Here is a 24,879-nt window from a genome sequence, read left to right as displayed (position 1 = left end):
AAAGATCTTAAATCACTGCAATCTATTAATTTGTGCGAAAAATTTAAAAACCAAGAATCATTTTTGCTACTCCAAAATAGAGCATAATTCCGAAAACATCATTAGTTGTTGTGATAAACGGACCCGTTGCAATTGCCGGATCAATTTTATTTTTATGAAGAAAAAGCGGTACCAAAGTTCCAAGCGTTGCTGCAAACATAATTACCACAATCATTGAAATTGAAATTGCCATTCCCACCAAATATTGTTGATACATAACCGAATGATATCCCAACAAAAGCAGCGAAATGATACTTCCAGAAATCATCGAAACGGTAATCTCTTTGCTGAAATAGCTTTTGCTGAATTCTTTTAAAGTTCCGTTTGCCAAACCTTGAACTACGATCGCCGATGCCTGAACACCGATATTTCCAGCTGTCGCCGAAAGCAAGGGCACGAAAATAATCAAAGTTGAATATTTTTGAAAAGCAGTTTCATTGTCTTTCAAAACAAAAGACGCCACAATTTCGATCACCATACCAATCAATAGCCAAGGCAAACGTGCTTTTGTTAACTCCAAAACACTATCGTTTGTTTCAATGTCTTGTGTAATACCCGCCGCCAACTGGTAATCTTTGTCGGCTTCTTCTTTGATTACGTCTACGATATCATCAATTGTAATTCTACCAACCAAACGCCCTAATTCATCTACAACCGGAATGGCTTCCAAATCGTATTTTTGCATAATACGCGCCACTTCAACATCTTCGGTGTCGACATTTACGAAATTTAATTTTCGGATATAAACATCGCCGATTTGTGTTTTAGTTGATGAAGTCAATAAATCTTTTAAAGATAATCTTCCTTTTAAACGATTTTCATCATCAACAACATAAATTGAATGTACTCTTGAAACATTTTCTGCCTGAATACGCATTTCTTTTACGCAGGTTAAAACATTCCAATTTTCATTGACTTTTACAAGCTCTTTTCCCATCAAACCACCCGCCGTATTTTCGTCGTAGCGCAATAATTCGACAATGTCTTTTGCGTGCTCAACATCGACTAATTCCGAGATAACTTCTGCTTTGATTTCATGCGAAAGTTCTGCGATAATATCGGCAGCATCATTCGTTTCAAGCTCATCAAGCTCTTCGGCGATCTCTTTTGGTGATAATCGGCTTAAGATATTTTCACGCAGATCATCTTCTAGTTCAAGAAGAATTTCGGCGGTTTTATCACTATCTAAAACCTTAAAAATATAAGTTGCTTCGTCAAAATCCAGTTCTTCAAGGATTTCGGCAATATCGGCGTGGTGCAAATCGTTTAGTAAAACTTCAAGTTCTTTGTCGTTTTTCTTTACAATATGCTCTTCTAGTTGTTGGATTAATTCTTTGCTAACTTTGAACTCCATCGGCTTCTATTTTTTGAGTCAAAACAATAAATTCTTCAACGCTAAGTTGCTCAGGACGTTTATCAAAGATAGTGTCTTCTCGCAAATTATCTGATAAATTTAATGTTTTTAAACTGTTACGTAATGTTTTTCGTCTTTGCTGAAAAGCCGTTTTTACAACCGTAAAAAATAACTTTTCACCACAAGGAAGACTGTAATCTTCCTTTCGGGTCATTTTCATCACACCCGACTTCACCTTGGGCGGAGGAATAAAAACATTTTCGTCTACAGTAAACAAATACTCAGTATCATAGAAAGCCTGTGCCAGTACCGACAGGATTCCGTAAGTTTTGGATCCTTTTTTCTCGCAGATTCGCTCTGCAACTTCCTTTTGAAACATTCCAGAAAATTCCGGAATCTGATCTCTAAACTCAAGCGTTCTAAAAACAATTTGAGAAGAGATATTATAAGGGAAATTGCCAATTATAGCAAACTGTTTGTTTTCGTAAACCTTATTTATATTGTATTTCAGAAAGTCTTCTGAAATGATATTGTCTTTTAATTTTGGATAATTTGCATCTAAATAAGCAACCGATTCTGTATCAATTTCAATTACTCGCGTATGCACGGGTTTGTCAAGCAGATACTTAGTAAGCACACCCATCCCTGGTCCTATTTCTAAAACCTCATCATATCCCTTTAAGCTTAAAGTATCAGCAATTGCTTTTGCGATGCTTTCGTCTTTAAGGAAGTGCTGTCCTAAATGTTTTTTGGCTTTTACTTTTTCCATTTTCTCACTTGTTATGCCACGAGGGCGCAAAAGTATTCTTTTTACCTCGAAGGGTCAAAGACTCAAAGCTTTATTTTTTATTTATTTCTCGAAGCTGCTGCACATCAAATAAATCTTTTGCTCGATTTGCTTTGATTTTACTCGTAATCAAATCTTCTAAAGACAGAACATTCCACTTTAAAAAAGTTTTATCATTTAAAGTAACTTCTTCACTATCATTATATGCTTCCTCAAATGTCCTATTCACTGAAAATTTAGTAATCAATTCTAAATCAAGATCAACTGGAGAAAATTTTATTGAAATATTTTGCTGTTGTTGTTTTACATTTTCGGGAAAATCATCGATTTCATATCCCATTTCATTAAAAACTAGCACTAATTTTTTAAAATTTTCATCGGTAGTTTCTATCCAAAAATCAACATCAGCAGAGTGTCTCTGATATCCATGGAAATTAACAGCTCCTCCTCCAACCATAAGCATTCTAACCTTATGTTTAGTAGCTAAAGCTATAAATTCATCAATATTTTGATCCCAGAGCTTTGACATCTATTTTGATTTTATAACAATTATGAAATTATCTTTATTTTTATCTACTTTATTTTTCACAGGAAATTTGCTTATTCGTTCGCTTAAACGCAAAAAACTATAAAACCTTTCTGTTTTTGATAATTTCAAAAAATCTTCCTGTTGCTGTTTATTACTTTCCTCTTTTGTTTGAAATCGAATTTCCATAATAGACTTTTTAAGTAAAATTGAGACTGAAAAGACTTAAAATAAAATTAATGCTCCGAAATAACTTCCAATTCTGTTCTAAAAGAAAGCATTTTATCAGCAAATAATTCTAATGCTTCTCTGTCAAATCTTGGCTGATCTTCCAAATAATATTTTTCAAGCGTATCCTTGCTGTCTGTTGTATACTGAACAGAATATGTGATACCGCCCATTTCTTCTTCAACCAAAACCTTTACAATTCGCGCCGAAGAGAATTTCTCTGTCGCCAGAATTTCTGGTATGTGTTTTTCTTGCATCCATTTCAACCATTGATCATGAACGCTTTCGTGTATATTAGTAGTTATATTGTAAATTATCATTTTTTTAAAGATTCTGAGATTCTACGATTCTAAGGTTCTGAGTTTTTCTTACTAGACGCTTAAAAACAAATCATCTTATTACTAATTCTTTTTGTTTGCTCATAAATTCGGTTAAACGGTTAAACAAATAGCCAATTAAACCAAACTACAAATTCTTATCTCCTCGTAACTCGCGGTATTTTTTTCTGGCATCAACAAAGTAAATACTGTCTTGATGATTAAAAATTACCTTTTCATACAAAGGTTTTGCTTTTTCTATATCGTGCAATTCATCGTTGTAAATTTCTGCTGAAAAGAATAATGCTTCATCAACATAAATTCCGTCACTATGATTGTCAATTATTTGCTGGTATTGGCTTAAAGCCGAATTAAAATCCTTTAGACCTTCATAAATTTTGCCTAAACGCAACATTGTAACCGCTTCGATTTCCTGCCCTTTATAGGTTTTCAGAATGCTCTGAAACTGCGCAATCGCTTCTTGTTTTTTATTCTGATAAATTAAAAAATCACCTTTTGCAAATTGCTTCAATGCTGTTTGCGTCGAATCGGCAACGGTATTATCATTTATCAATAAAAAATACTCTAGCGCATCATTTGCAATCAACTGCGTATTTGCCGATTTTAGTTCTTTAAACTGCTTTAAAGCCCATTCAAAATCGGTTTTATAATAACTTGTTTTGGCCGCTTTCAAACTTGCTTCATGCGCCATAACATCATTCTTTAAATCCAATTGAATCTGCGAATAATAAATCAATGCCTGATTGAATTTTTCCTGCAAAAGCAAAATATCGCCCAATTCCATTTTAGCATCAGCTTCCTGATAATCATTTAAATTCAGTTCTAAAGCACGCTTTACAATGGCAATGCCTTCTTCGGGATTTTTCAAATTAAAAGCAGCAAAATGCGCTTTAAGCAATTGCAAAGATAAGGTAAAAGGAGTTACCTCGTAAGTTGTCAGTAATTGCTGCAACTCAGCATCAATTGCGGGATAGTCTTTTTCCTGTGCTTTTTCTATTTTGATTTCCATCAAATAGTAATTCGACTGAATCAATAAATCTAAATCTTTCGTATTTAAAAGAATGAAATTCAGAATTTCCGCCGCCGTTTCTGTATCATCTTCATTCAGTGCAAACTGACTCAAATTGACAATACTCGAAAGCGATTCGGGTTCGCGTTTATAAATTGCTTTTTCCTGAATGAAGGCTTTTCCAAACTCTTTTTGCTGTACATAAAACCAGCTTAAATAATGATTCCAAAAAACATCTTGATCTTTTTGCGTTTTTAAAATCAAAGCTTTTCGCATGGCATCTTTAAAAGCGGTATTATCTGTTTCACCATTCATGAAACGCGATAATTGTGTCTGAATCAAATTAGCATTCTGCGGATTTTTATAGGATTCTGTCAACAAAAGATCAATCATTTCATCTGTTCTGCCCAATTGCCCGTATAACATTCCGATTTGAAAGTTAAAATTGTAATTAGGCTGAATTTGCATTGCGGTTTGATACGCTTTTAATGCATATTCCAACAATACTTTTTTCTCAAATGAATTTCCAATTCCGTAAACATCATTCGGGTTTGCTTTGATTTTTTCAATTGCCTGATCGTAAAAACTTCGAGCTTTGGATTCATTTTTCTGCAATTGATAATTGTAGCCCAATTCGACTAAAAAAACGCCTTGTTTGTATTTGCTGTAACGATCCTGAATCGCTTTTTCGGCAACGGCATATTGCTGCAATTGCTGATAACAATCGATTGTTCTTAAAAAATATTGGGTATTAGATGGCACACTTGCCAAAAGCTCTTCATAACTGACTTTTGCTTTTTCGAAATCGCCTTTATCGTAATAGTATTGAGCTAATTGCTCATTTTGAGAGAATGCAAAGCTTGACCACAACAAAACGATATAGATAAAGATGTTTTTCATATTTCAGTTTTTTAGTCTCGGTTTTTAGTCTCACAGTCACAGTATAAAACGGTCAACTGTGACTGAAAACTATTCTCTAATTTCAGTTCTTGATTTCCACACAATCAAAGTTAATCCAATTAAAATAAAAGGAATACTTAAAATTTGCCCCATATTTATAATCATGCTATTTTCAAAAGATTCCTGATTTTCCTTGAAAAATTCAATTATAAATCTAGCCAAAAACAATAGCGTCAGAAAAGTTCCGAACAATAACCCGCTTGTATTCTTTATTTTGTCCGATTTATACATCCAAAATAAAATTCCAAAAATCAGCAAATATGCAAATGCTTCGTACAATTGTGTAGGATGTCTCGGAATTAAATCATCTCTTTGAAAAACAACACCCCAATTTCCATTAGTCGGTTTTCCATAAATTTCCGAATTCATAAAATTCCCGAATCTGATAAAAGCGCCTGTAACAGGAACTCCAATTGCCATTCTATCCAAGAGCCATAAAAACTTCACTTTGTATTTTCTGCAATATAAAATCATCGCAATCAAAACACCTATCGTTCCGCCATGACTTGCTAAACCTTGAAAACCAACAAATTTATAGATACCGCCAATTTTCTGAATCGGCAAAAGTATTTCTATTGGATGCTTAAGAAAATATTCAGGCTCATAGAAAAAACAATGTCCTAATCTTGCTCCTAAAATTGTTCCAACAATTACGTAAACCAATAAACTGTCGAGATTTTCTATTGAAATATTCTCTTTTTTATAAATATTTCTGACAATATAATAGCCTAATAAAAGTCCAGACGCAAAAAGAGCGCCGTAATATTTTAACGGAAAACTGTCTGTAATCATTATAATTACAGGATCTACATTCCAATTTAAAATTCCGTTCATATTATTTTATTTATGCTCATTATTAAAAACTAAGAAACCTAACAGGTTTATCCCGAAGCCTCGGGACTGTTAGGTTTAATTCTCTAAATTACAAAAAATTTAGTTTATTATATCAAATCCGCAGTAAGGACGTAAAACTTCTGGAATTACAATTCCTTCCGGCGTTTGGTAATTTTCTAAAATTCCAGCCAAAACTCTAGGCAAAGCCAATGAACTTCCGTTTAATGTATGCGCCAATTGGTTTTTTCCGTCTTTGTCTTTGAAACGCAATTTCAAGCGGTTTGCTTGGAAAGTTTCGAAATTAGAAACCGAACTGATTTCCAACCAACGATCCTGCGCTGTAGAAAACACTTCAAAATCATACGTCAAAGCCGATGTGAATCCCATATCGCCTCCGCAAAGACGTAAAATTCTGTATGGCAATTTCAATTCTTGAAGAATATTTTTTACGTGCTCTACCATTCCGTCCAAAGCTTCATATGACTTTTCTGGATGTTCAATGCGAACGATTTCAACTTTGTCAAATTGATGCAAACGGTTTAATCCGCGCACGTGAGCCCCGTAAGAACCCGCCTCACGACGGAAACATGGCGTATAAGCCGTATGTAAAACTGGCAATTCGCTTTCGTTTAAAATAACATCGCGGAATAAATTTGTAACCGGAACCTCAGCCGTCGGAATCAAATATAAATCATCAACCGTTGCATGGTACATTTGCCCTTCTTTATCCGGCAATTGCCCCGTTCCATAACCTGAAGCTTCATTTACCAAATGCGGTACTTGAACTTCATTATATCCTGCTGCTGTATTTTTATCTAAAAAATAATTGATTAATGCACGCTGTAAACGAGCACCTTTTCCTTTGTAAACAGGGAAACCTGCGCCAGTAATTTTTACACCCAACTCAAAATCGATAATGTCGTATTTTTTCACCAATTCCCAGTGCGGTTGTGCACCTTCGTGCAAAACCGGAATATCGCCTTCTTGAAAAACATTTAAATTATCGTCTGGTGTTTTTCCTTCAGGGACAATATCAGCCGGAAGATTTGGCAACGTGTATAATTTATTTGTCAATTCAACCGCAAGAGCCTCCGCTTTTTCGCCAAGTTCTTTGCTTTTTTCTTTTAATGAAACTGTTTTTTCCTTTAAAATAGCCGCTTTAGATTTCTCGCCAGCTTTCATTAATTCGCCAATATCTTTGGACAATTTATTAGATTCAGATAAAACATTGTCTAATTCTACTTGCGCAGCACGACGGTTTTCATCTAATTGCACCACCTCTTCAACAACGCTTTTAGCATCGATATTTCGTTTTGCCAAAGCCTTGATTACTTTCTCTTGATTCTCTCTAATAAATGCGATTTGTAACATAGCTTGATTTTTGTAACTATTGTATTTTTTTATAATGGAAGCAAATTTAAGGAAATGTTTGCTAAGAATACTACAAAGTTTAAACGGAAAAAATATTTTGAGAGGCTTCTCAAAATTAATTCTGCTTCAATCGACAAAGGATTATGCAAAACTTTTCATAAAATCTAAAAGAGCGTATTCAAAATTGCTTTTTTACCTTAATTTTATAAGGCAAACTTACTTCGCTTTATAACAGCTCATGACACTATTAATGCCTGAAAAATTCTAATGATAAAATTTTTAAACATTCGCACATTCAAAGCTTTTGAAAGCCGAAACTATAGCTTGTTTTTTGGAGGACAATTAGTATCGAGAATCGGAATGTGGATGCAGCGCACCGCAGTTGTCTGGATTGTTTACAGCATGACGCATTCTACTTTTATGTTGGGTTTGACTGTTTTTGCAGAGCAATTTCCTTCTTTTTTATTTTCACTTCTTGGCGGCGTTGCAGCAGATCGTTACAATCGGTATAAGGTTTTGATGATTACGCAGGTTATTTCGGCAATACAAGCCATTTTATTAACCGTTTTGGTTTTTAGCGGTCATCACGAAATTTGGCAAATATTGAGTCTAAGTGTTTTACTTGGAATTGTAAATGCTTTTGATATACCCGCAAGACAGCCAATGGTTCATGATATTATCAGCAAAAAAGAAGATTTGCCCAATGCTATTGCATTAAATTCCACTTTAAACAATTTGGCGCGTTTAATTGGTCCATCATTATCTGGTATTGTGCTGACTAAATTTGGCGCAGCAAATTGCTTTTTAATAAATGCTATCAGTTTTGTAGCGGTTATTATTTCGCTGATGCTGATGAAATTGCCAGATTACAAACCAAATCCGGTAAAAAAGAAAGTAATGACCGATTTAATAGAGGGTTTTCTTTACATGAAAAACACGCCCAAAATCAGCGTTATTCTGGTCATGTTGTCACTTTTGAGTTTATTGGTAATTCCGTACAACACTCTTTTACCCGTTTATGCCAAAGTCATTTTTAAAGGAAACGCCGCCACTTTTGGATATATAAATAGTTTTATTGGAGTTGGAGCCGTGTCAGCCGCTATTTTTTTAGCTTCATTAAAATCAAGTACAAATCTGAAAAAAATTTTATTTACCAATACCATTTTGCTTGGTTTCAGCCTAATTATTTTTTCACATTTAAATAATTTCCCAATTGCGATGATGGTCGCCATTGTCTGCGGATTCGGCACTATGTCGCTGATTCCAATTTGCAATACTATTCTACAATTAGAATCTAGTGAAGCCATGCGCGGTCGTGTGATCAGCTTTTTTGCTATGGCCGCTTTTGGAATGATTCCACTTGGAAGTTTGTTCATTGGCGCCGTTTCAAAATACATTGGTGCTCCAAACAGCATTTTATTGCAAGGCGTAATGGCGCTGCTTATCGCGCTTTCCTTTTATGTTTTATATAAAAAGAAAAAGAAGAAAAAATCAATTACTATTAACACGGAGGAATCCGATATGATTAACAATAATATTTAAAAAAATGGATCAAAAAACAGCCTTACTTGTTATGGATATGCAGCTAGGAATTCTTGCTAATTTCCCTGTTTCTGAAAGCATTGTAGCAAATGTTGCCAAAGCCATCGAAAATGCAAGAAATAAAAACATCGATATTATTTATGTTACGCTCAGTTTTAAAAATGGCGCTGTAGAAATTAGTCCGAACAATAAAGTTTTTGCTGCCAGACGAGCAAATATTGAAAACATTGACTTAGAACAATTTTCTAAAATTCATCCGTTATTGGAACCCCAAAAACAGGATATTCGTGTAACTAAACGCCGAATCAGTGCTTTTACCGGAAGCGAATTAGAAGTTGTTCTGCGTTCAAAAGGTATTCAACATCTTGTACTTTCTGGAGTTGCTACAAGCGGCATTGTGCTTTCGACAACTACAGAAGCTTCCGACAAAGATTATAAAATCACTATTTTATCTGATGCTTGCGCAGATCCCGATGAGGAAGTTCATCGTGTATTGACGGAGAAAATTTTCTTGCGAAGTGCAGAAGTGAAAACCATTGAAGAATGGGGAAATCAATAATATCACAATAGTCAAGTCCAAACAAAAAAACGGAAATAACTTTAGAAAGTTATTTCCGTTTCATGATAAATCCTGTAACAGATTTAAAATCGTTTCTTGAAATTATCTCGTATAAACTGTAATTACGCCGGCAGCATCTCTAAGCTTAAGTTCTTTAAATGTTAAATTTACGATGTCTTGGGTTTTAGACACACCATTTACAACAGTAGTTAAATTATTGTGTGATCTAGAATAAATTCCGGATTGAACTGTCAGTGCACAAGCACTTACAACAGAGCTATAATCTCCCATATTAACCGTGTTGTCTAATTTTAATTCCATGTAATCACTGTTGCATCCGCTTTGATTTTCTGGAGCATCAGTCAATGTTTCAGTACCGTTTATAACAGTTCCTGTTTTGCTAAGATCCCATTTGCCTTCAAGCGGAATCAATGTTTCTCCTTCGTTGTCATTACTGCTGCACGAACCAGCAAATAATCCCACACATAATAGTAGTCCGAAAAATATACGTTTAGTTTTCATGTTTGATTTCTTTTAAAATTATTTATAGTGCTAAATTAATTTTAAAGTTTTCCGGACATGTTACATAAATTTCCCGATGATTTACATAATTATTACAAATCCGTAAGTAAATTCATAAAAAAATTAAAAATAAGCATGCCGTTAAAAATCAAATAATTCAGATATATTTGTTTTTAACACTAATTTGCAACGTTTAAACCTATGAAAAAAATTACTTTATTGCTTTTAATGGTCGTTTCTTCAGTATTTATCAGCTGCAACGAACGAACGACAGAAAGCTACAACAACCAAATCGTCGAAGCTCACAGCAAGCTTTTTCAGGCAAATGAAGAATTCTTAAATGGAAGTTTAAGTTTAATCGGAAAACCAGAATCAAAAAAAGAACTTTTAGCACTTATTACCTCAACAAGAAATAAGCTGATAGAAGCAAAAAAACCAGTCGAACTTCTAGCTCCTTTAAATTCAGACAAAGGGTTAAGGAAAGTGATGCTTGATATGTTTAACAGCAGTATAACTTCAATGGATGGTTTTGAAACAAACATAGATGTTTTAACAGCTAAAGACAATCAAGCAAAATCGACAATAATGCTTCAAGGTGCTTTTGCTGAAATAGTAGAAATGGATGAAACGATTAAAGAAATTCAAGTAGAATATGCAAATGCTAACAATGCTCAATTAAGATAATATCTTAGTTGGGCGTTTTTCTATACTGTGCAAATCGATTGGCTTTTAGAATTCTTAATTTTCTACCAGCATCCCTTTCAATTCATCCGTTTTCAGATAAGAGGCAAAACGTCCCGCAAGCAACAACATTTCTTTTTCTTCTGGAGTTATTTTTAATTTAGTTTCCACATGCGACGTGTATTCATATAAGAGTAAAGTTTCGCTTGCGCCAAAATCCTTAAACGTTTCCCTGTCTAAACTTGAAAGCAAAATTTCACCATTTTTGTCTTTCTTAAAATGGTCGGCACCAAATTTTGCAATCAAACGGTCTCTGAAATCATTTTGCAGTTTTAGCCAGTTTGCTGTTTCGTCCTCTGTATTTTTTAATTCTGCAACCAAATCTTCATAAGCATCATCTTTTTTCAGTTTCAATAAATAATCACGCAAAGTTGTAAAACCAATAACCTGATAATTTGAAGTTGGAATTTTGTATTTCTCCAAAACATTCTCCACGTCTTTTTCAAAAGTAATGTATCGTGTTTGAACCGTGTATAACGAAGCGGTTTCTAAAAGCGAAAGCAATCTGATTTTTTCGTCCGTTATAAAAGGTGCTTTTTTTCCAGATCCCATGCAATCAATAAAAAGCGCTTTTTTGTTTTTGTCTTTCACTTTAGTATCGTTGTGAAGCAGTTCCAAAAGCGTTTCATAACCCGTATTATCTGATGCGCCACCGTCGATTACGCATAAAATTTTGTCCTGATTTTTGATTCCGAATTTCGTTTTAGGAAGAATTCCAGGAAAAGCAGAACTTGCCGTAATAGCATAGGTCAGCGGAAAATCGTAGCCATTATTGATCTCATTTTCGTCAAGCGGAAGAAACGCTTTATTTGGTGCAAGCGAAGAATTTATCTTCAAACCTCGAATAATATGCGGCATAAACGGAAAACGCTCGCCATTGTTATAAGCCGTTCCATTGGCAACCATAATAGGTAATTGCGGACTTCTATTACTTTCTTTTGGAATAAAAAAATCCGACAAAAGCATCTGCGTTTTAAACTTATTCTCATTTTCTGGATTCGTGCTGTCGTATTGCAAAACCTCTAAATCCAGCCTTTGCGCCATTGAAATTTTTTCGCCTTTTTCATTTCGGTTATTATTCAGAAGAGAAAAAAGCGTAGTTGATTTACTTACATCTGATTTATAAGCGTCGGCTTTCGAAAAATAAAATTCATTGAATGTACAATTATCAAATTGCAATTTATTTTTAAGAATCGTCAAATAATATCCCGCCGAATAACAACCGCCAGAAACCGTTGAGAAATAATCTATTTCACTTAAAAAATTGCGTTTTGGATCATTTCCCTGAATTTCCTCTAAACCCAAAAGCACGCCCATGCTAAAAAACTGCGCTCGTGAACCTCCGCCAGAAATCCCAACTCCTAATGCAATATTTGGATTCTGAAATTGGCTGTCTCTTTCTTGAACCGATTTATAATCACTAAGCGAAACAGCCGGAATCGAATTGTAATTGATCTCTGAAAAAAGATTGATTTTATTTTGAGAAAATCCTATCTGAAGAAAAAGGAAAAGCAATATGAGGCAATATCTAAATTTCATTTTTTTACTTTTTGTAAAGGTGCAAAGATTCAGAGGCTCAGAGGTGCAAAGGTTTTTCAAACTTCATCTTTAAAGGCTATGTCCCTTTGAACCTCCCCAAAAAACTTATTCTATATTAAACAATCTCAGTATATAAGAAAGCTCATAAATAATATTAAAAGGCTCATAGATTCAGAGGCACAAAGGTGCAAAGGTTTTGTCAAAATTTACTTTTATCAGTCTGAGCGATCCCCAGACTTCGGGAGAAGCTCAATTTTTAAATATCAAAGATTAAAAACCTTTGAAACTCTGCCTCTCTGAACCTTTGAACCTCTTTTAAAAAAAACTTATTCTATATTAAACAATCTCAGTATATAAGAAAGCTCATAAATAATAAAAAGTGATACTAAAATAGTATGAAACACTTTATTATTGACTTTTATTGCCACAAAACACAAAATAATATGACTAATAATCCGAACATAATATTCGGTTTGATTGTATAAAAAATAATCGCCTCCTTTAATTGCCGTGTCCACAATATCCGCAACATAACTAACGGCTAAAATGGAGAAGAACCACTTTTTTCGGGAATAAAAATAATCTTCATAACCCGTATAATCAACCAAATCATCGGGATACAAAATCGCCGAAAGCAGATAATAAATCAGAATATAACAGATTATGAAAAAATAATCGACAAAGTACCATTCCTGAATTAACTTCAGATTAAACTCCCACCACCAAAAATGGATAAGCAACAAAAAGACATAAAACACCCAAAGCGAATGCACAAAATAGAATCTTTTACGCCCAGGATGCTGAATAAAAATTACAGATCCTTTTATAAGGTGGGTCAAACTCAAACCCAAAATGATTCCAATAACCGATTTAACATGAGTAAGTTCTTCCATAAATAAACTTTTTTATTTATACCGAACTAAATTTAAATCAATTAATTCAAAAACAGGCGATTACATTAAAAAAAGTTATGTTTTTTGTCATTTCGACTGAAAGGAGAAATCACACAAGAAACTCTACATAGATTGGCGATTTTGCATGTCGAATTACTAGTGTGATTTCTCCTTTCAGTCGAAATGACAAAAGCGCTATGCTTCTTTGAATCTTTGAGCCTTTGTCTCTATGAACCTTTGAACCTTCAAAAAAAAAACTTACGCTCTCTTGATCTCGTGCCCAACAAACTCTTCTAGCGCCGCAAACATATCATCTACCGAAAGCACTTCAAAATCTGGATGATTCTTCAAGAAATTGGCATTCAATTCCACCAAATTTTCTTCCAATTCAAAAAACTTATCGTTGTTTAAAGCATCACGAACAGGGTTTGCGCCTTCCAGTTTTCCTTTCAAAAATTTATCCAACTTGATGTTGCTCGTAATTCTGACTTTTTTGCTTTGTTCTAGAAATAATTCCAAGTGTTTTTCGGCACCAATCAAGGCCAAACCTTCTTCAATCAATTCATTCAGTTCCTTGTTCCAGCCAGAATTATGCACAAACTGCGCAAAATTTCCTTCAGCATATTGCGAATAATAATAATCCAGATAATAACTCGTAATAGCATCTTCGTGAATCAATTCGTCATCAACGCCTTCCTCGCGCATTAAGTTGATTACCGAAATATTTGAATGCACCACATCCTGTGGGTTTTCACTTTTCATTGCCGTTTCCGAAACTATAATTCTGCCAAATTCCTCCATTGTATCTTCTTTTGAGTTATTGCTAAGATCAAAATCTTCGCCGTTCTTTATTTCATTTATTTTATTCACTAAATCCTTCAACCGTTTGGCCTTCGCTTCTTTTTCTTCCCGAAGTTTCGCCTTTTTCCGGTTCAGCAATTTAGTGTGCAAAGCCTTATTTTTAGTATTTTTTTCTGGTCCTTTCGCCATGATTTCTATCCTTCAGGTTTTCATTTGCAAATTTCGTCGAAATAATGATACGATTGAGAATATTTTTTGGGCGTTTCCCGCCGATAGGTTCATCATCTCGAAACTTTGGGGATCGTTTGAAATGAAATTCAGTGAACTCCAATAATGTTTTTAAAATTTTTAAAAAAAATAGTAAAATTGCAACGCAACCATTTAATAAAAATTCTATCTGTTTAATTAGTAAAACATTACAATTAAATTTTCAACCTAAAAAACCAAAACCATGAAACAGATAATTTTATTTTTAAGCCTTGCCTTAACATTCGCAAGCTGCAGTAATGACAACGATGACGGATCAAATATTGCGTTCACAACCATTTACCAAAGAGACACTTACGGATCGTCACCTGGAACGATTCCTAAATCAAATCTTGTAATCACAAATCAAACCGATTGGAACACCTTATTAGGAAAATTAAATATCATCACGCAAGCATTGTACACAACGCCTGATACTAATGTCGATTTTACAAAATATCAAGTAATCGCGGTTTTTGATGAAGTACGTAACTCTGGTGGCTATTCCATCGATATTACCAAGATTACACAATCGAAAAATGAAATAACAGTTAAAGTCGAACAACTAAAAAAAGGTGATTTGACTACCGTAATTACACAGCCTTTTCATATTGTAAAAATGCCTAAGTCGAGTAAAACGGTGGTTTTTAAATAATTTATTAAACATCCGAAAACTAAAAATTCGAGCAAATTCAGTTTTATTGTCTGTTATTTATGATATTTTTACAGACAATAAGAACTCAATAAAATGGCACCAACCTTCTTCTCCACCCAAGAAAAATTCAGAGAATGGCTAGAAAAGCATCACGAAAAAGAAACCGAACTTCTTGTTGGATTTTATAAAGTGAAAAGCAAAAAACCATCAATGTCTTGGTCAGAATCTGTTGATCAAGCACTTTGTTTTGGCTGGATCGACGGCATTCGAAAATCGATTGACGAAGAAAGCTATACAATCCGATTTACACCAAGAAAAAAATCAAGTATTTGGAGCGCCATCAACATCAAGAAAATTGAACAATTGACAAGAGCCGGACTAATGAAAGAAGCCGGAATTAAGGCTTTTGAATTTAAATCTGAACAAAGAACCGGAATTTACTCACACGAGAACGAAGCCTACGTTCTCGATCCTGAATTTGAAAAGCAATTTAAAGCCAATAAAACCGCCTGGGAATACTTTAGCAATCAAGCTCCATCGTATAAAAAAGTAGTAATTCATGTGATTATGAGCGCCAAACAAGAAAAAACCAGACTTGCGAGATTAGAGAAAACAATAAAATTTAGTGCCGAAGGAAAACGAATGTTGTAATACCTATTGCTTTAATATAGTAGAAACAGTAACTTTATCCGTCCAAAAGAAGTCTCAGTTAAAAAAGAAAAAGGAATGGAAGGAAGAAAAGCTTTAGAATACTACGTTTTAGATGTATTTTCAAACGAAAGCTACAAAGGGAATCCGCTTTCGGTGGTTTTTACAGATGGCAATCTGCCATTAGACACGTACAAAGACATTTCTAAAGAATTTGGCTATTCTGAAACCTCTTTTGTTTATTATTCCACAAGAGATAAAGCACTGATGGTTCGTTCTTTTACCCCAACCGGAATTGAAATCGACGGTGCCGGACATAATTTATTGGGCGCTGTCTGTGGTGCGCTCTTAAAAGGAATGCCAATTTTTGAAGAGCAAAACGAAAGCGAGCCCTTTGTAATCATGAAACATTCGGCAATTCCGTTGACTGTGAGTTTTGATACTGTTACTTTTTATCCGGTTGTTCAAATGCACCAAAAATCGGCTGTAATCAAACAAGAAATTCCAACTTATAGAATCGCAGTGGCGCTCGGCTTAAAAATTGAAGACTTAGACGTAAATGCTTTTGTTCCCACAATCGTTAAAACCGAAGTCGCACACACGATGGTTCCTATAAAAAATAGCCAATTACTCAATAGTTGTGTTCCAGATAATCAGCTTTTGGTAGAAATTTCAAAAGAATATAATTTTGAAGGTTTCTATTGCTTCACCATTACAGAAGGTCAAGAGCATATTGTCGAAACTAGATTTTTCAATCCTAAAATCGGGATAAATGAAGATCCGGCGACAGGAACCGCTGCTGGTCCGCTAATTGGTTTTTTGACACAAAAGAAATTCACAAAATCAGACAAAGAATATAAAATTCTGCAGGGCGTAAAATTAAAACAAGCCTCAATGATCGAAGTCATGAATCGCGAAGAAGATATTCTAGTTGGTGGTTCTTCAATTATAACCATGAAAGGCGAGCTTTATATTTAGCTGTAAATATTTACAAATTTTGATGCTGAATTAAAATAGTGATTGTTAAAAGAAAGAAAATAATGATATATTTGGGTTAATTAAACCTTAACCCATAACCTTCTTTTAACAACTATTACTATGGATAGAATCATAATTCTAATGAGACTTGCAGTCTCAATTTTCCTATTTTATGTACTAAATTTTGTATTGTACAGTACATTCAATCAAATTCCGTTTTTTATTAGTATACCTATAAATGTGCTTTTGATAATTTGTGCATTATATTACATTTTTAAAAGCAGAAAACAATTTGTTATTGATAATGAAGATGAAGAAGGAATGCCTGTTCATTTAGAAAAATCAAGTTACTTTTTTATACCAGTAGGAGCTTTTATCGCATTTTTCCTGGTTTCTTCAAGTTTTAGAACGACGCTTTATATTGACAATGGAAAATCTGTTCCTGTGCAAGTCAAAATATCTTCGGAAATAACACAAACTGTCGCTCCAAACAGTTTTATTTCAACTGAAGTTCCTATTGGAAAAAATGAATTAATCATTGACGGAAAAACAAAAACCATCAACATACTTGACAACGGAAGATGGGTTTATAATGTTGACAATCTGAATTCTTACATTGAAAGTACTGTAGATTATGCAAGTCAAGAAGTTAGACCGATAAAACCTGTAAACGATACAACGGTTACGCAACTTTCTGTAGATAAAATCATCCATAAAGAATTTTTCAAACTAGAATCCGATTTTATTTTTGAAGCACCAGAAACGATATCTGTTTCAAAAGATGCGGAAACAGGCACAGTGCACACTCAAACGGTTTTATATCGACTGCCAAAAGAGTTATCACAAATAAAATAAACGCATAAAAAAAGCTGCATCTCAAAAATGCAGCTTTTTTATATTCAAAAACTAATAAATTTTAGCTTGTTTTCATTGGAGGCAAATCAAACGCCTTTGAATCGTGTTCGAAATTATTACGGTGTGCTCCATCGCAAAATGGTTTGTTTGCAGAGTGTCCACAACGGCAAAGACCAAGTGCTTGTCTTCCTTGTAAACCGTAAAGTGTTCCTTCTGGATCCATGATTTCAAAATCACCTTCAATTTTGATTGATCCGTTTTTATTGATAATTAATTTTGTCTTGCTCATAACTTGTTTTTTTCGTATGCAAAGATTGCGAAATATATTTTGAAGATTTTAACTTGGATGCTAGTTTAAACTGGTTCTATTTTATGGATGCTTTTTATAGAGATTCAAGAAGATTAACTGTGTTGTCAGGCTGAGCGAAGTCGAAGTCCCATAAGGTTTCACACAATCTTGTCATTTCGACGGAGGAGAAATCTCCGCAAGTAGCTCTACAAAGATTGGTAACTCTAGGAATGGAGTTACTCGCGAAGATTTCTCCTCCGTCGAAATGACAAAAATGAGGAAGAAATCTTTGCGCCTCTGCGACTTTGCGAGATTAAAAACTCAACTAAAATCTCTGTGAATCTCCGCGCAATAACAAAATCTCAATTCTATTGCTTATTTTTGCACTCAATAAAATTGAGTTATGATACAGAATCCAAAAAGATATACCATCACAGCAGCATTGCCTTACACTAATGGACCAATCCATATTGGGCATTTGGCGGGGGTTTACGTGCCTGCAGATATATATTCGAGATATTTAAGATTGCAAGGAAAAGATGTAGCATTCATCTGCGGAAGCGATGAACATGGCGTTGCAATTTCGATGAAAGCCAAAAAAGAAGGAATTACACCACAAGAAGTTATTGATAAATATGATGGAATTATCCGCAAATCGTTCTCAGATTTCGGAATTTCTTTTAATAATTATTCTAGAACTTCGGCAAAAATCCATCATGATACGGCTTCAGAATTTTTCAGGACTTTGTATGATAAAGGCGATTTTATTGAAGAAGTTACCGAACAATTGTACGATGCAAAAGCAAATCAGTTTTTAGCAGACCGTTTTGTGGTTGGAACTTGTCCAAAATGTGACAATCCAGAAGCTTACGGCGATCAGTGCGAAAAATGCGGATCGACTTTGAATGCGACGGATTTGATTAATCCGAAATCGACAATTACAGGCGAAACTCCAATTTTAAAATCAACTAAACACTGGTTTTTACCTTTAGATCGTTACGATGCTTTTTTACGCGAATGGATTTTAGAAGGTCATAAAAACGATTGGAAAACAAACGTTTACGGACAAGTAAAATCTTGGATCGACGCAGGATTAGAGCCTCGTGCGGTAACACGTGACCTTGATTGGGGAATTGACGTTCCTGTTGAAGGTGCTGAAGGAAAGAAATTATACGTTTGGTTTGATGCGCCTATCGGATATATTTCATCTACAAAAGAATGGGCAGCGCGCGAAGGAAAAGACTGGGAACCATATTGGAAAGATGAAGAAACTAAACTAGTTCACTTTATCGGAAAAGACAATATTGTTTTTCACTGTATCATTTTCCCAGCGATGCTAAAAGCTGAAGGAAGCTATATTCTTCCAGACAATGTTCCAGCAAATGAATTTTTGAACTTGGAAGGAAACAAACTTTCGACTTCTAAAAACTGGGCGGTTTGGTTGCACGAATATTTAGAAGAGTTTCCAGATAAGCAAGATGTTTTGCGTTATGCCTTAACATCAAACGCTCCTGAAACAAAAGATAATGATTTTACTTGGAAAGATTTTCAAGCTAGAAACAACAACGAATTGGTTGCCATTTTTGGAAATTTCGTGAATCGTGTTGTGGTTTTAACCAACAAATATTACGACGGAATTATTCCGACTCCAAATGAATTTTCAGAAGTTGACGAACAAACTTTGTCCGAATTAAAAGCATATCCAGCGGTAATTTCAAGTTCGGTTGAGCGTTATAGATTCCGTGAAGCTTTAGGGGAATTAATGAATGTTGCTCGTTTAGGAAATAAATATTTAGCAGACGAAGAGCCTTGGAAAGTAATGAAAGACAATCCAGAGCGTGTAAAAACACAAATGTATGTGGCATTGCAAATTGCTGCTGCTTTAAGCGTTTTGGCTGAACCTTTCTTGCCTTTTACTGCAGCTAAACTTTCGAAAATATTGAATTTAGGAGATCTGAAAGAGCATTTTGCTGGATTCAGTAAATTCCTGAAAGAGAAAGATCGTGATGCAAAAGACATCATTATTGACAAAACTTTAGGTTGGAATGACATTTCTGAAAACTCAGATTTGATTCCGGCAGGACATAAAATTGGTGAAGCAGAATTGCTTTTCGCTAAAATTGAAGACGAAGAAATACAAAAACAAATAGATAAATTGGAAGCAACAAAAACAGCAAATTTAGCTGAAAGCAAACAACCAGATCCGCAAAAAGATTTAATTCAGTTTGAGGATTTTGCGAAAATGGATATTCGTATTGGAACTATTTTAGAAGCTGAAAAAATGCCAAAAGCCAACAAACTTTTGGTTCTAAAAGTAGATACAGGAATTGATGTTCGCACAATTGTTTCTGGAATTGCTGAGAGTTTTTCTCCAGAAGAAATTATCGGAAAACGTGTTTCTGTGTTAGCAAATCTTGCTCCAAGAGCTTTACGCGGAGTTGAAAGCCAGGGAATGATTTTAATGACAACAAATGCCGAAGGAAAATTGGTATTTGTAAACCCAGATGCTGACGCTCCAAACGGATCGACTGTAAACTAAAGATTTATATCGTTATATAAATTGCGTGAATTGGTTAACATTTTTTAACTGATTCACGCTTTTAATTTTTCAAAAAGATATTGTATCTCAAAAAAAATAAAGAAATTGCTCCAAAAACAAAACATACTAAATTCATGAAAAAAACTATATTATTCTTTCTCTTTTTAACCACTTACTATTCTTTTAGTCAGGAAATTATAAGTTCTACTCCCGTAGAATTAAAAAAGAATCGTGATGTTTTTCAAACCGTTAATGACAACAATAACAAAGTTACTTTATTTGTGAGTGATAAAGTAAAAGTAAAAGCGATACAGCTTGATCATAAAATGCAGGTTGAAGACAGTATTTCTGTAGAAAGACCAAATCCTAGAACCTATGACCTTATGATTGGTTATAATCTCAGCAACGACCATACCCGATTGTTTTGGGCATCTGATGATTTTACTGATATTTATGCTCAATTATTTGATTTCAGTACACGCAAAGTTGTTACGCAACAATATCCTTTGGTCTTAAAAGATGAAAAAGTTTTACAACAATTCAGTGAAAATGATAATTTTTATATCCTGACAGTTGTTAAAAAAAGCAACCTTTTCAAACTTCATATTTTTGACAAAAATGGAGTCTATCAGGAAAGAACAATTTCTTTGGACGGATTTCACTTTTTTAAATTAAATTATGTCAAATCAAATTTATACGGAGTATTAGATGAGAACTTGCTTCCGTTTGAAGGTCCGATGACGTTACAGTATATTAATACCGACAACCCGACCTCTTTAGCCGACTCTTCAAAAAGAAGAAAATGTTATTTTGACAAAAAACAACTTGTTATTACAATTGATCTGAATACTGATTTCACTCAAGTTATTTTAATTGATTTAGAAAAATTTACCGCTTCAGAAAAAATTATAAAATCAAATTCAATATCAAAAATGAGCAGTTCGGGGTTTCCAGTAAAAATAAGCTCAAACTCTTTTTTTATAGATAATAAATTATATCAGGTTAAAACATCATCTGATCAATTTTACTTTACGATCAATGATTTAGAAGGTAATGTAATTAAAGAATATTCGACGACTTCTGACAGTCCTATTGAATTCAAAAACTCCGATATACATCAGGAAGGTGGAGGTTTTGGTGGCTCAAGGACTTTGGAGACCAGCTCGCAATTTCTAAGAAAAATAAACAACCTTCATACTGGCCTTTCATGTTATCATGTCGGAGAAAATACGTTGGTAACATTTGGAGGTATTTCTGCTCAACAACAAGCGGTATCTCCAATGTTTATGGGCGGCGGATTTGTAGGAGTTGCAGCATCAGCTTTTGCAGGAGCTGCGATAGGCTATTATAATTCGACATTGAATAATTTCAATTCATATGCAAACCGAAAAGTTGTAAAAATAGATGGTTTATTTGATAAAGACGGTAATCATATTACAGGCGATTTACAGCCTTTAGCCTTTGATAAAATCAGGACTTTCTTTGATAAAAACAATGATGTTTCATCACAAACACTTTTTAAAATAGATGCATATTATTTAGGTTATTACGACAACAATAGCAAGGAATATATTATTAGGCAATTTATAGATTAATGTAAATCATAAAAGTCCTAAAAACATGTAAAGCGTGAATAGTTAATTTTTAACCAATTCACGCTTTTTGTTTTTAAAGTATTTCCTTTGTAAAGTATCTTTGAAAAAACAATACAAGAATAAAACACGCCTAATGAAACTCACCAAACCAAGATTAGCCCTAATCTGCGGTATACTCTGCATTTCGATTTTTCCGATATTGGTAAAATTGCGTTTAACTCCAGGATTAATTTCGGCTTTTTACCGAATGTTCTTTGCTGTTATTTTGCTTTTGCCCTATACAATTTTGAGCAAAAATTTTAAACTTCCGAGTCTGAAATTTACGCTTTTGGCAATGCTTTGTGGTGTATTATTTTCATCAGATGTTGCGGTTTGGAATATCGCTATTCAGGATTCTAGTGCAACGCAAGCTTCGTTGCTGACAAATTTATCTCCGGTTTGGGTGGGAATTGGTTCTTTTTTATTTTTGAAATCAAAACCGGCAACTAATTTCTGGATCGGAACCATTGTTTCTTTATTCGGAATGGTGACTTTGGTTGGCTTTGAATTTTTTATTGATCTCAATTTTGATCAAGCTTTTCTGTTTGCTGTTTTATCCGGAATTTTATATTCTATTTATCTTTTAGTCAGCAAAAATGTACTTTCAGAAGTGGATGTTTTATCGTTTATGACCATAAGTTTATCGGCTTCAAGTGTTTATCTTGGCATTCTTTGCTATTCATTAAATCAGCCTTTTACGGGATTTTCAAATACAGGATGGTTTGTGTTGGTTTTGCAGGCTGTTATTTGTCAATTGTGTGCTTGGCTTTCGATCAGTTATGCAACACAGCACATGCGTGCCACGAGGGTTTCGTTGAGTTTGTTGAGTCAGGCGGTAATTACCTCTATTTTGGCTTGGTTGTTTTTAGAAGAAAAAATAACTTTACAGATGGTTTTCGGCGGAATCATTTTGCTTTTCGGAATTAGAATTACGTTTTACGATAAAACTATTTCTTTGAAAAGATTGTTTTCTAAGGATTGAGAAATGGCACACGGATTTTAACTGATTAAACGGGTTTACGCAGATAATTTGTGTAATTCATAGTAAAGGTTTCCGCAGATCAAGCAAATAAAAATTAGTTTAATTCGTGAATTGCTTCGCCTGTTCGCTATCGCTCGGGTCGTGGCTGAAAAAAATAGTTAAGTCATAGCAAAAAGCCCCTCGTTCCCGATAGCTATCGGGATTACAGATCAAGTAGATAAAAATCATTTTAATCAAAATAATCTGTGGCAAAAACTTAAAACCTGACACGAGGCTTTAGCCGAATTGGCGAAGCAAACAAAGAAAACCTGAAACAAAAAACACTTGAAACAAAAAAACAATGTTACATAAAAACAAAATACCAAACTTAAAAGTAATCGCATTTGATGCCGATGATACTTTATTTGTAAACGAACCTTATTTCCAGGAAACCGAGCATAAATTTTGTGCTTTGATGGAAGATTACCTTTCACATCAAGGCATTTCGCAGGAATTATTCAAAATTGAAATTGCGAATCTGCCTTTGTACGGCTACGGAATAAAAGGTTATATTCTTTCGATGATTGAAGCTGCAATGAATATTTCGAATAATACCATTCCGATTGAAGTAATTGAAAAGATCATTCAATACGGAAAAGAATTGCTCGAAAAACCAATCGAATTGCTGGACGGAATCGAAGAAACTTTGCAGTCACTTCACGGAAAATATAAACTTGTTGTGGCGACAAAAGGCGATCTAAAAGATCAGCACAGCAAACTACATCGTTCTGGTTTGGGACATTATTTTCATCATATCGAAGTAATGTCGGACAAACAAGAAATTGATTATGAAAAACTTTTAGGTCGTTTAGACATTAAAGCACACGAGTTTTTGATGATTGGAAATTCTTTGAAATCCGATGTTCTTCCCGTTTTAGGAATTGGCGGTTATGCTGTTCACATTCCGTTTCACACGACTTGGGAACACGAAAAAATCAATCACAAAGTAGAACACGAACATTTTAGTTCCTTTGAAAACATTACCCAAGTTCTTCCAAATTTAATATAATGAAAACACTTTTAGACTTAGAAAACTGGAACAGAAAAGAACATTTTGCGCATTTCAGCCGAATGGAAGAACCTTTTTTTGGCGCAACTGTAGAAATTGACTGCACAAAAGCGTATCAAAAAGCCAAAGAACTTAATGTTTCTTTTTTCATCTATTATCTGCATAAAACTTTAGTCGCGGTAAATTCGGTTGAAAATTTTAGATACCGAATTTCCGAAGACAAAATATACATCAATGATCGCATTGACGCATCGGCAACTATTGGGCGTGAAGATGGAACTTTCGGTTTTTCATTAATTGAATATGACGCAGATTTTGAAATCTTCAAGCAAAATGCCTTGACCGAAATTGAACGTATTCAAAACACAATCGGCCTTTTTACTAGAGAATTCAATGATGATAATTTAATTCATTTTTCGGCAATTCCGTGGCTGAACTTTACATCGCTCACACACGCAAGAAGTTTTACTTATCCAGACAGCTGTCCAAAAGTTTCTTTCGGAAAAATGATGGTTTCTGAAACAGGAAAAAGAACGATCTCAATGGCTGTATATGTACATCATGGATTAATGGATGGATTGCATCTGGGTCAATTTGTCGATCTATTTCAAGATTTGATGAACGCTTAAAATTAACCGAAACACCTTTGACACGTAAAACGTACGAACCAAAGTTATCTATCACTTGCCTTATTTTGCAATACTATTTTATTAAGCCAAATATTTTTAACTCCTTATTAAAGTTTTGACAGCAAATTAGATTAAAATCAAGAAAATAAGAATGAAGAACATTCTAAAATTTGGAGATTTTTTTATTTTTAGGTTATTATGATTTAAAGACCAAAAAATACTTGTTGCTCATACATACAGATGGCTATAATTAATTTTAATAAAAAAATCCACCAAAAAAAGAGCCAACCTTATTCTGCTATATTTAAAACTTTTACAAAGCGATTATTCCTA

25 protein-coding genes are annotated in these 24,879 nt (G+C 34.1%); 12 read left to right on the top strand and 13 right to left on the bottom strand.

The features are described from left to right. Window positions 1-43 precede the first annotated feature (43 nt). The 8 genes from mgtE to serS form a co-directional block, all read right to left on the bottom strand. Window positions 44-1,393: a magnesium transporter gene (gene mgtE / locus FND99_RS04860; RefSeq protein WP_144336863.1), complete on the bottom strand. Its 1,350-nt coding sequence runs from the start codon at window positions 1,391-1,393 to the stop codon at window positions 44-46. After that, window positions 1,377-2,162: a 16S rRNA (adenine(1518)-N(6)/adenine(1519)-N(6))-dimethyltransferase RsmA gene (gene rsmA, locus FND99_RS04855; RefSeq protein WP_144336862.1), complete on the bottom strand. Its 786-nt coding sequence runs from the start codon at window positions 2,160-2,162 to the stop codon at window positions 1,377-1,379. Before rsmA ends, mgtE begins: the two co-directional genes overlap by 17 nt. 70 nt (window positions 2,163-2,232) lie before the next feature. Further along, window positions 2,233-2,709, bottom strand: coding sequence for a nucleotidyl transferase AbiEii/AbiGii toxin family protein (locus FND99_RS04850; RefSeq protein WP_144336861.1), 477 nt, complete (start codon window positions 2,707-2,709; stop codon window positions 2,233-2,235). Continuing rightward, on the bottom strand, window positions 2,710-2,895 hold the full coding sequence (locus FND99_RS04845; protein ID WP_144336860.1) for a hypothetical protein: 186 nt from the start codon (window positions 2,893-2,895) through the stop codon (window positions 2,710-2,712). A gap of 47 nt (window positions 2,896-2,942) precedes the next feature. Further along, window positions 2,943-3,254, bottom strand: coding sequence for a DUF4286 family protein (locus FND99_RS04840; RefSeq protein ID WP_144336859.1), 312 nt, complete (start codon window positions 3,252-3,254; stop codon window positions 2,943-2,945). Between the two features lie 145 nt (window positions 3,255-3,399). Beyond that, window positions 3,400-5,181: a tetratricopeptide repeat protein gene (locus FND99_RS04835; RefSeq protein ID WP_144336858.1), complete on the bottom strand. Its 1,782-nt coding sequence runs from the start codon at window positions 5,179-5,181 to the stop codon at window positions 3,400-3,402. A gap of 69 nt (window positions 5,182-5,250) precedes the next feature. After that, window positions 5,251-6,075 carry a prolipoprotein diacylglyceryl transferase gene (gene lgt, locus FND99_RS04830; protein WP_144336857.1) on the bottom strand — a complete coding sequence of 275 codons (825 nt, stop codon included), beginning with the start codon at window positions 6,073-6,075 and terminating at the stop codon, window positions 5,251-5,253. Window positions 6,076-6,174: 99 nt separating this feature from the next. After that, a complete protein-coding gene (gene serS / locus FND99_RS04825; RefSeq protein ID WP_035652801.1) occupies window positions 6,175-7,446 on the bottom strand; it encodes a serine--tRNA ligase in 1,272 nt (423 codons plus the stop codon). 267 nt (window positions 7,447-7,713) lie between these two features. Here serS and FND99_RS04820 point away from each other — a divergent pair, with 267 nt between their 5' ends. Beyond that, a complete protein-coding gene (locus FND99_RS04820; protein WP_144336856.1) occupies window positions 7,714-8,988 on the top strand; it encodes an MFS transporter in 1,275 nt (424 codons plus the stop codon). A 4-nt stretch (window positions 8,989-8,992) separates the two neighbouring features. Next, entirely contained in the window at window positions 8,993-9,547 is a 555-nt protein-coding gene (locus FND99_RS04815) for a cysteine hydrolase family protein (protein ID WP_144336855.1), read from the top strand. 102 nt (window positions 9,548-9,649) lie between these two features. On the opposite strand, the gene FND99_RS04810 is transcribed toward FND99_RS04815, so the two are convergent. Next, the gene (locus tag FND99_RS04810; RefSeq protein ID WP_144336854.1) at window positions 9,650-10,069 is read right to left on the bottom strand and encodes a lipocalin family protein; all 420 of its coding nucleotides are present in this window, start codon (window positions 10,067-10,069) and stop codon (window positions 9,650-9,652) included. 201 nt (window positions 10,070-10,270) lie between these two features. On the opposite strand from FND99_RS04810, the gene FND99_RS04805 reads away from it, so the two are divergent. After that, the gene (locus tag FND99_RS04805) at window positions 10,271-10,753 is read left to right on the top strand and encodes a hypothetical protein (protein WP_144336853.1); all 483 of its coding nucleotides are present in this window, start codon (window positions 10,271-10,273) and stop codon (window positions 10,751-10,753) included. Window positions 10,754-10,807: 54 nt separating this feature from the next. Here the strand turns inward: FND99_RS04805 and FND99_RS04800 are convergent, their stop codons facing one another. From FND99_RS04800 to FND99_RS20375, 3 genes are all read right to left on the bottom strand, one after another. Further along, entirely contained in the window at window positions 10,808-12,349 is a 1,542-nt protein-coding gene (locus FND99_RS04800) for a patatin-like phospholipase family protein (protein ID WP_144336852.1), read from the bottom strand. Window positions 12,350-12,675: 326 nt separating this feature from the next. Further along, entirely contained in the window at window positions 12,676-13,242 is a 567-nt protein-coding gene (locus FND99_RS04795) for a hypothetical protein (protein ID WP_144336851.1), read from the bottom strand. Between the two features lie 258 nt (window positions 13,243-13,500). Then, window positions 13,501-14,232, bottom strand: coding sequence for a DMP19 family protein (locus tag FND99_RS20375; protein WP_407925341.1), 732 nt, complete (start codon window positions 14,230-14,232; stop codon window positions 13,501-13,503). Between the two features lie 262 nt (window positions 14,233-14,494). On the opposite strand from FND99_RS20375, the gene FND99_RS04785 reads away from it, so the two are divergent. The 4 genes from FND99_RS04785 (at window position 14,495) to FND99_RS04770 (ending at window position 17,425) form a co-directional block, all read left to right on the top strand. Then, window positions 14,495-14,944, top strand: a complete 450-nt coding sequence (locus tag FND99_RS04785; RefSeq protein ID WP_144336850.1) for a protease complex subunit PrcB family protein — start codon at window positions 14,495-14,497, stop codon at window positions 14,942-14,944. A 93-nt stretch (window positions 14,945-15,037) separates the two neighbouring features. After that, entirely contained in the window at window positions 15,038-15,595 is a 558-nt protein-coding gene (locus FND99_RS04780) for a YdeI/OmpD-associated family protein (protein WP_144336849.1), read from the top strand. Between the two features lie 75 nt (window positions 15,596-15,670). Then, a complete protein-coding gene (locus FND99_RS04775) occupies window positions 15,671-16,570 on the top strand; it encodes a PhzF family phenazine biosynthesis protein (RefSeq protein ID WP_144336848.1) in 900 nt (299 codons plus the stop codon). A 120-nt stretch (window positions 16,571-16,690) separates the two neighbouring features. Next, on the top strand, window positions 16,691-17,425 hold the full coding sequence (locus tag FND99_RS04770) for a hypothetical protein (RefSeq protein ID WP_144336847.1): 735 nt from the start codon (window positions 16,691-16,693) through the stop codon (window positions 17,423-17,425). Between the two features lie 61 nt (window positions 17,426-17,486). Here FND99_RS04770 and FND99_RS04765 read toward each other — a convergent pair whose 3' ends face one another. Beyond that, window positions 17,487-17,714: a CDGSH iron-sulfur domain-containing protein gene (locus tag FND99_RS04765; protein WP_144336846.1), complete on the bottom strand. Its 228-nt coding sequence runs from the start codon at window positions 17,712-17,714 to the stop codon at window positions 17,487-17,489. A 403-nt stretch (window positions 17,715-18,117) separates the two neighbouring features. Here FND99_RS04765 and metG point away from each other — a divergent pair, with 403 nt between their 5' ends. From metG to FND99_RS04740, 5 genes are all read left to right on the top strand, one after another. Continuing rightward, window positions 18,118-20,253 carry a methionine--tRNA ligase gene (gene metG / locus FND99_RS04760; RefSeq protein WP_144336845.1) on the top strand — a complete coding sequence of 712 codons (2,136 nt, stop codon included), beginning with the start codon at window positions 18,118-18,120 and terminating at the stop codon, window positions 20,251-20,253. A gap of 134 nt (window positions 20,254-20,387) precedes the next feature. Continuing rightward, window positions 20,388-21,848 carry a hypothetical protein gene (locus FND99_RS04755; protein WP_144336844.1) on the top strand — a complete coding sequence of 487 codons (1,461 nt, stop codon included), beginning with the start codon at window positions 20,388-20,390 and terminating at the stop codon, window positions 21,846-21,848. Window positions 21,849-21,981: 133 nt separating this feature from the next. Further along, window positions 21,982-22,869 (top strand): DMT family transporter, encoded by an 888-nt coding sequence (locus FND99_RS04750; protein ID WP_144336843.1) that lies wholly within the window; start codon window positions 21,982-21,984, stop codon window positions 22,867-22,869. A 340-nt stretch (window positions 22,870-23,209) separates the two neighbouring features. Next, window positions 23,210-23,917, top strand: a complete 708-nt coding sequence (locus FND99_RS04745) for an HAD family hydrolase (protein WP_144336842.1) — start codon at window positions 23,210-23,212, stop codon at window positions 23,915-23,917. Continuing rightward, a complete protein-coding gene (locus tag FND99_RS04740) occupies window positions 23,917-24,546 on the top strand; it encodes a chloramphenicol acetyltransferase (RefSeq protein ID WP_144336841.1) in 630 nt (209 codons plus the stop codon). Before FND99_RS04745 ends, FND99_RS04740 begins: the two co-directional genes overlap by 1 nt. Window positions 24,547-24,879: the final 333 nt, after the last annotated feature.

This window comes from Flavobacterium daemonense (assembly GCF_007341385.1).
Classification (GTDB): Bacteria; Bacteroidota; Bacteroidia; order Flavobacteriales; family Flavobacteriaceae; genus Flavobacterium; species Flavobacterium daemonense.
The sequence above is the reverse complement of the archived record's forward strand: the minus strand, read 5'-3'. Positions and strand labels throughout refer to the sequence as shown.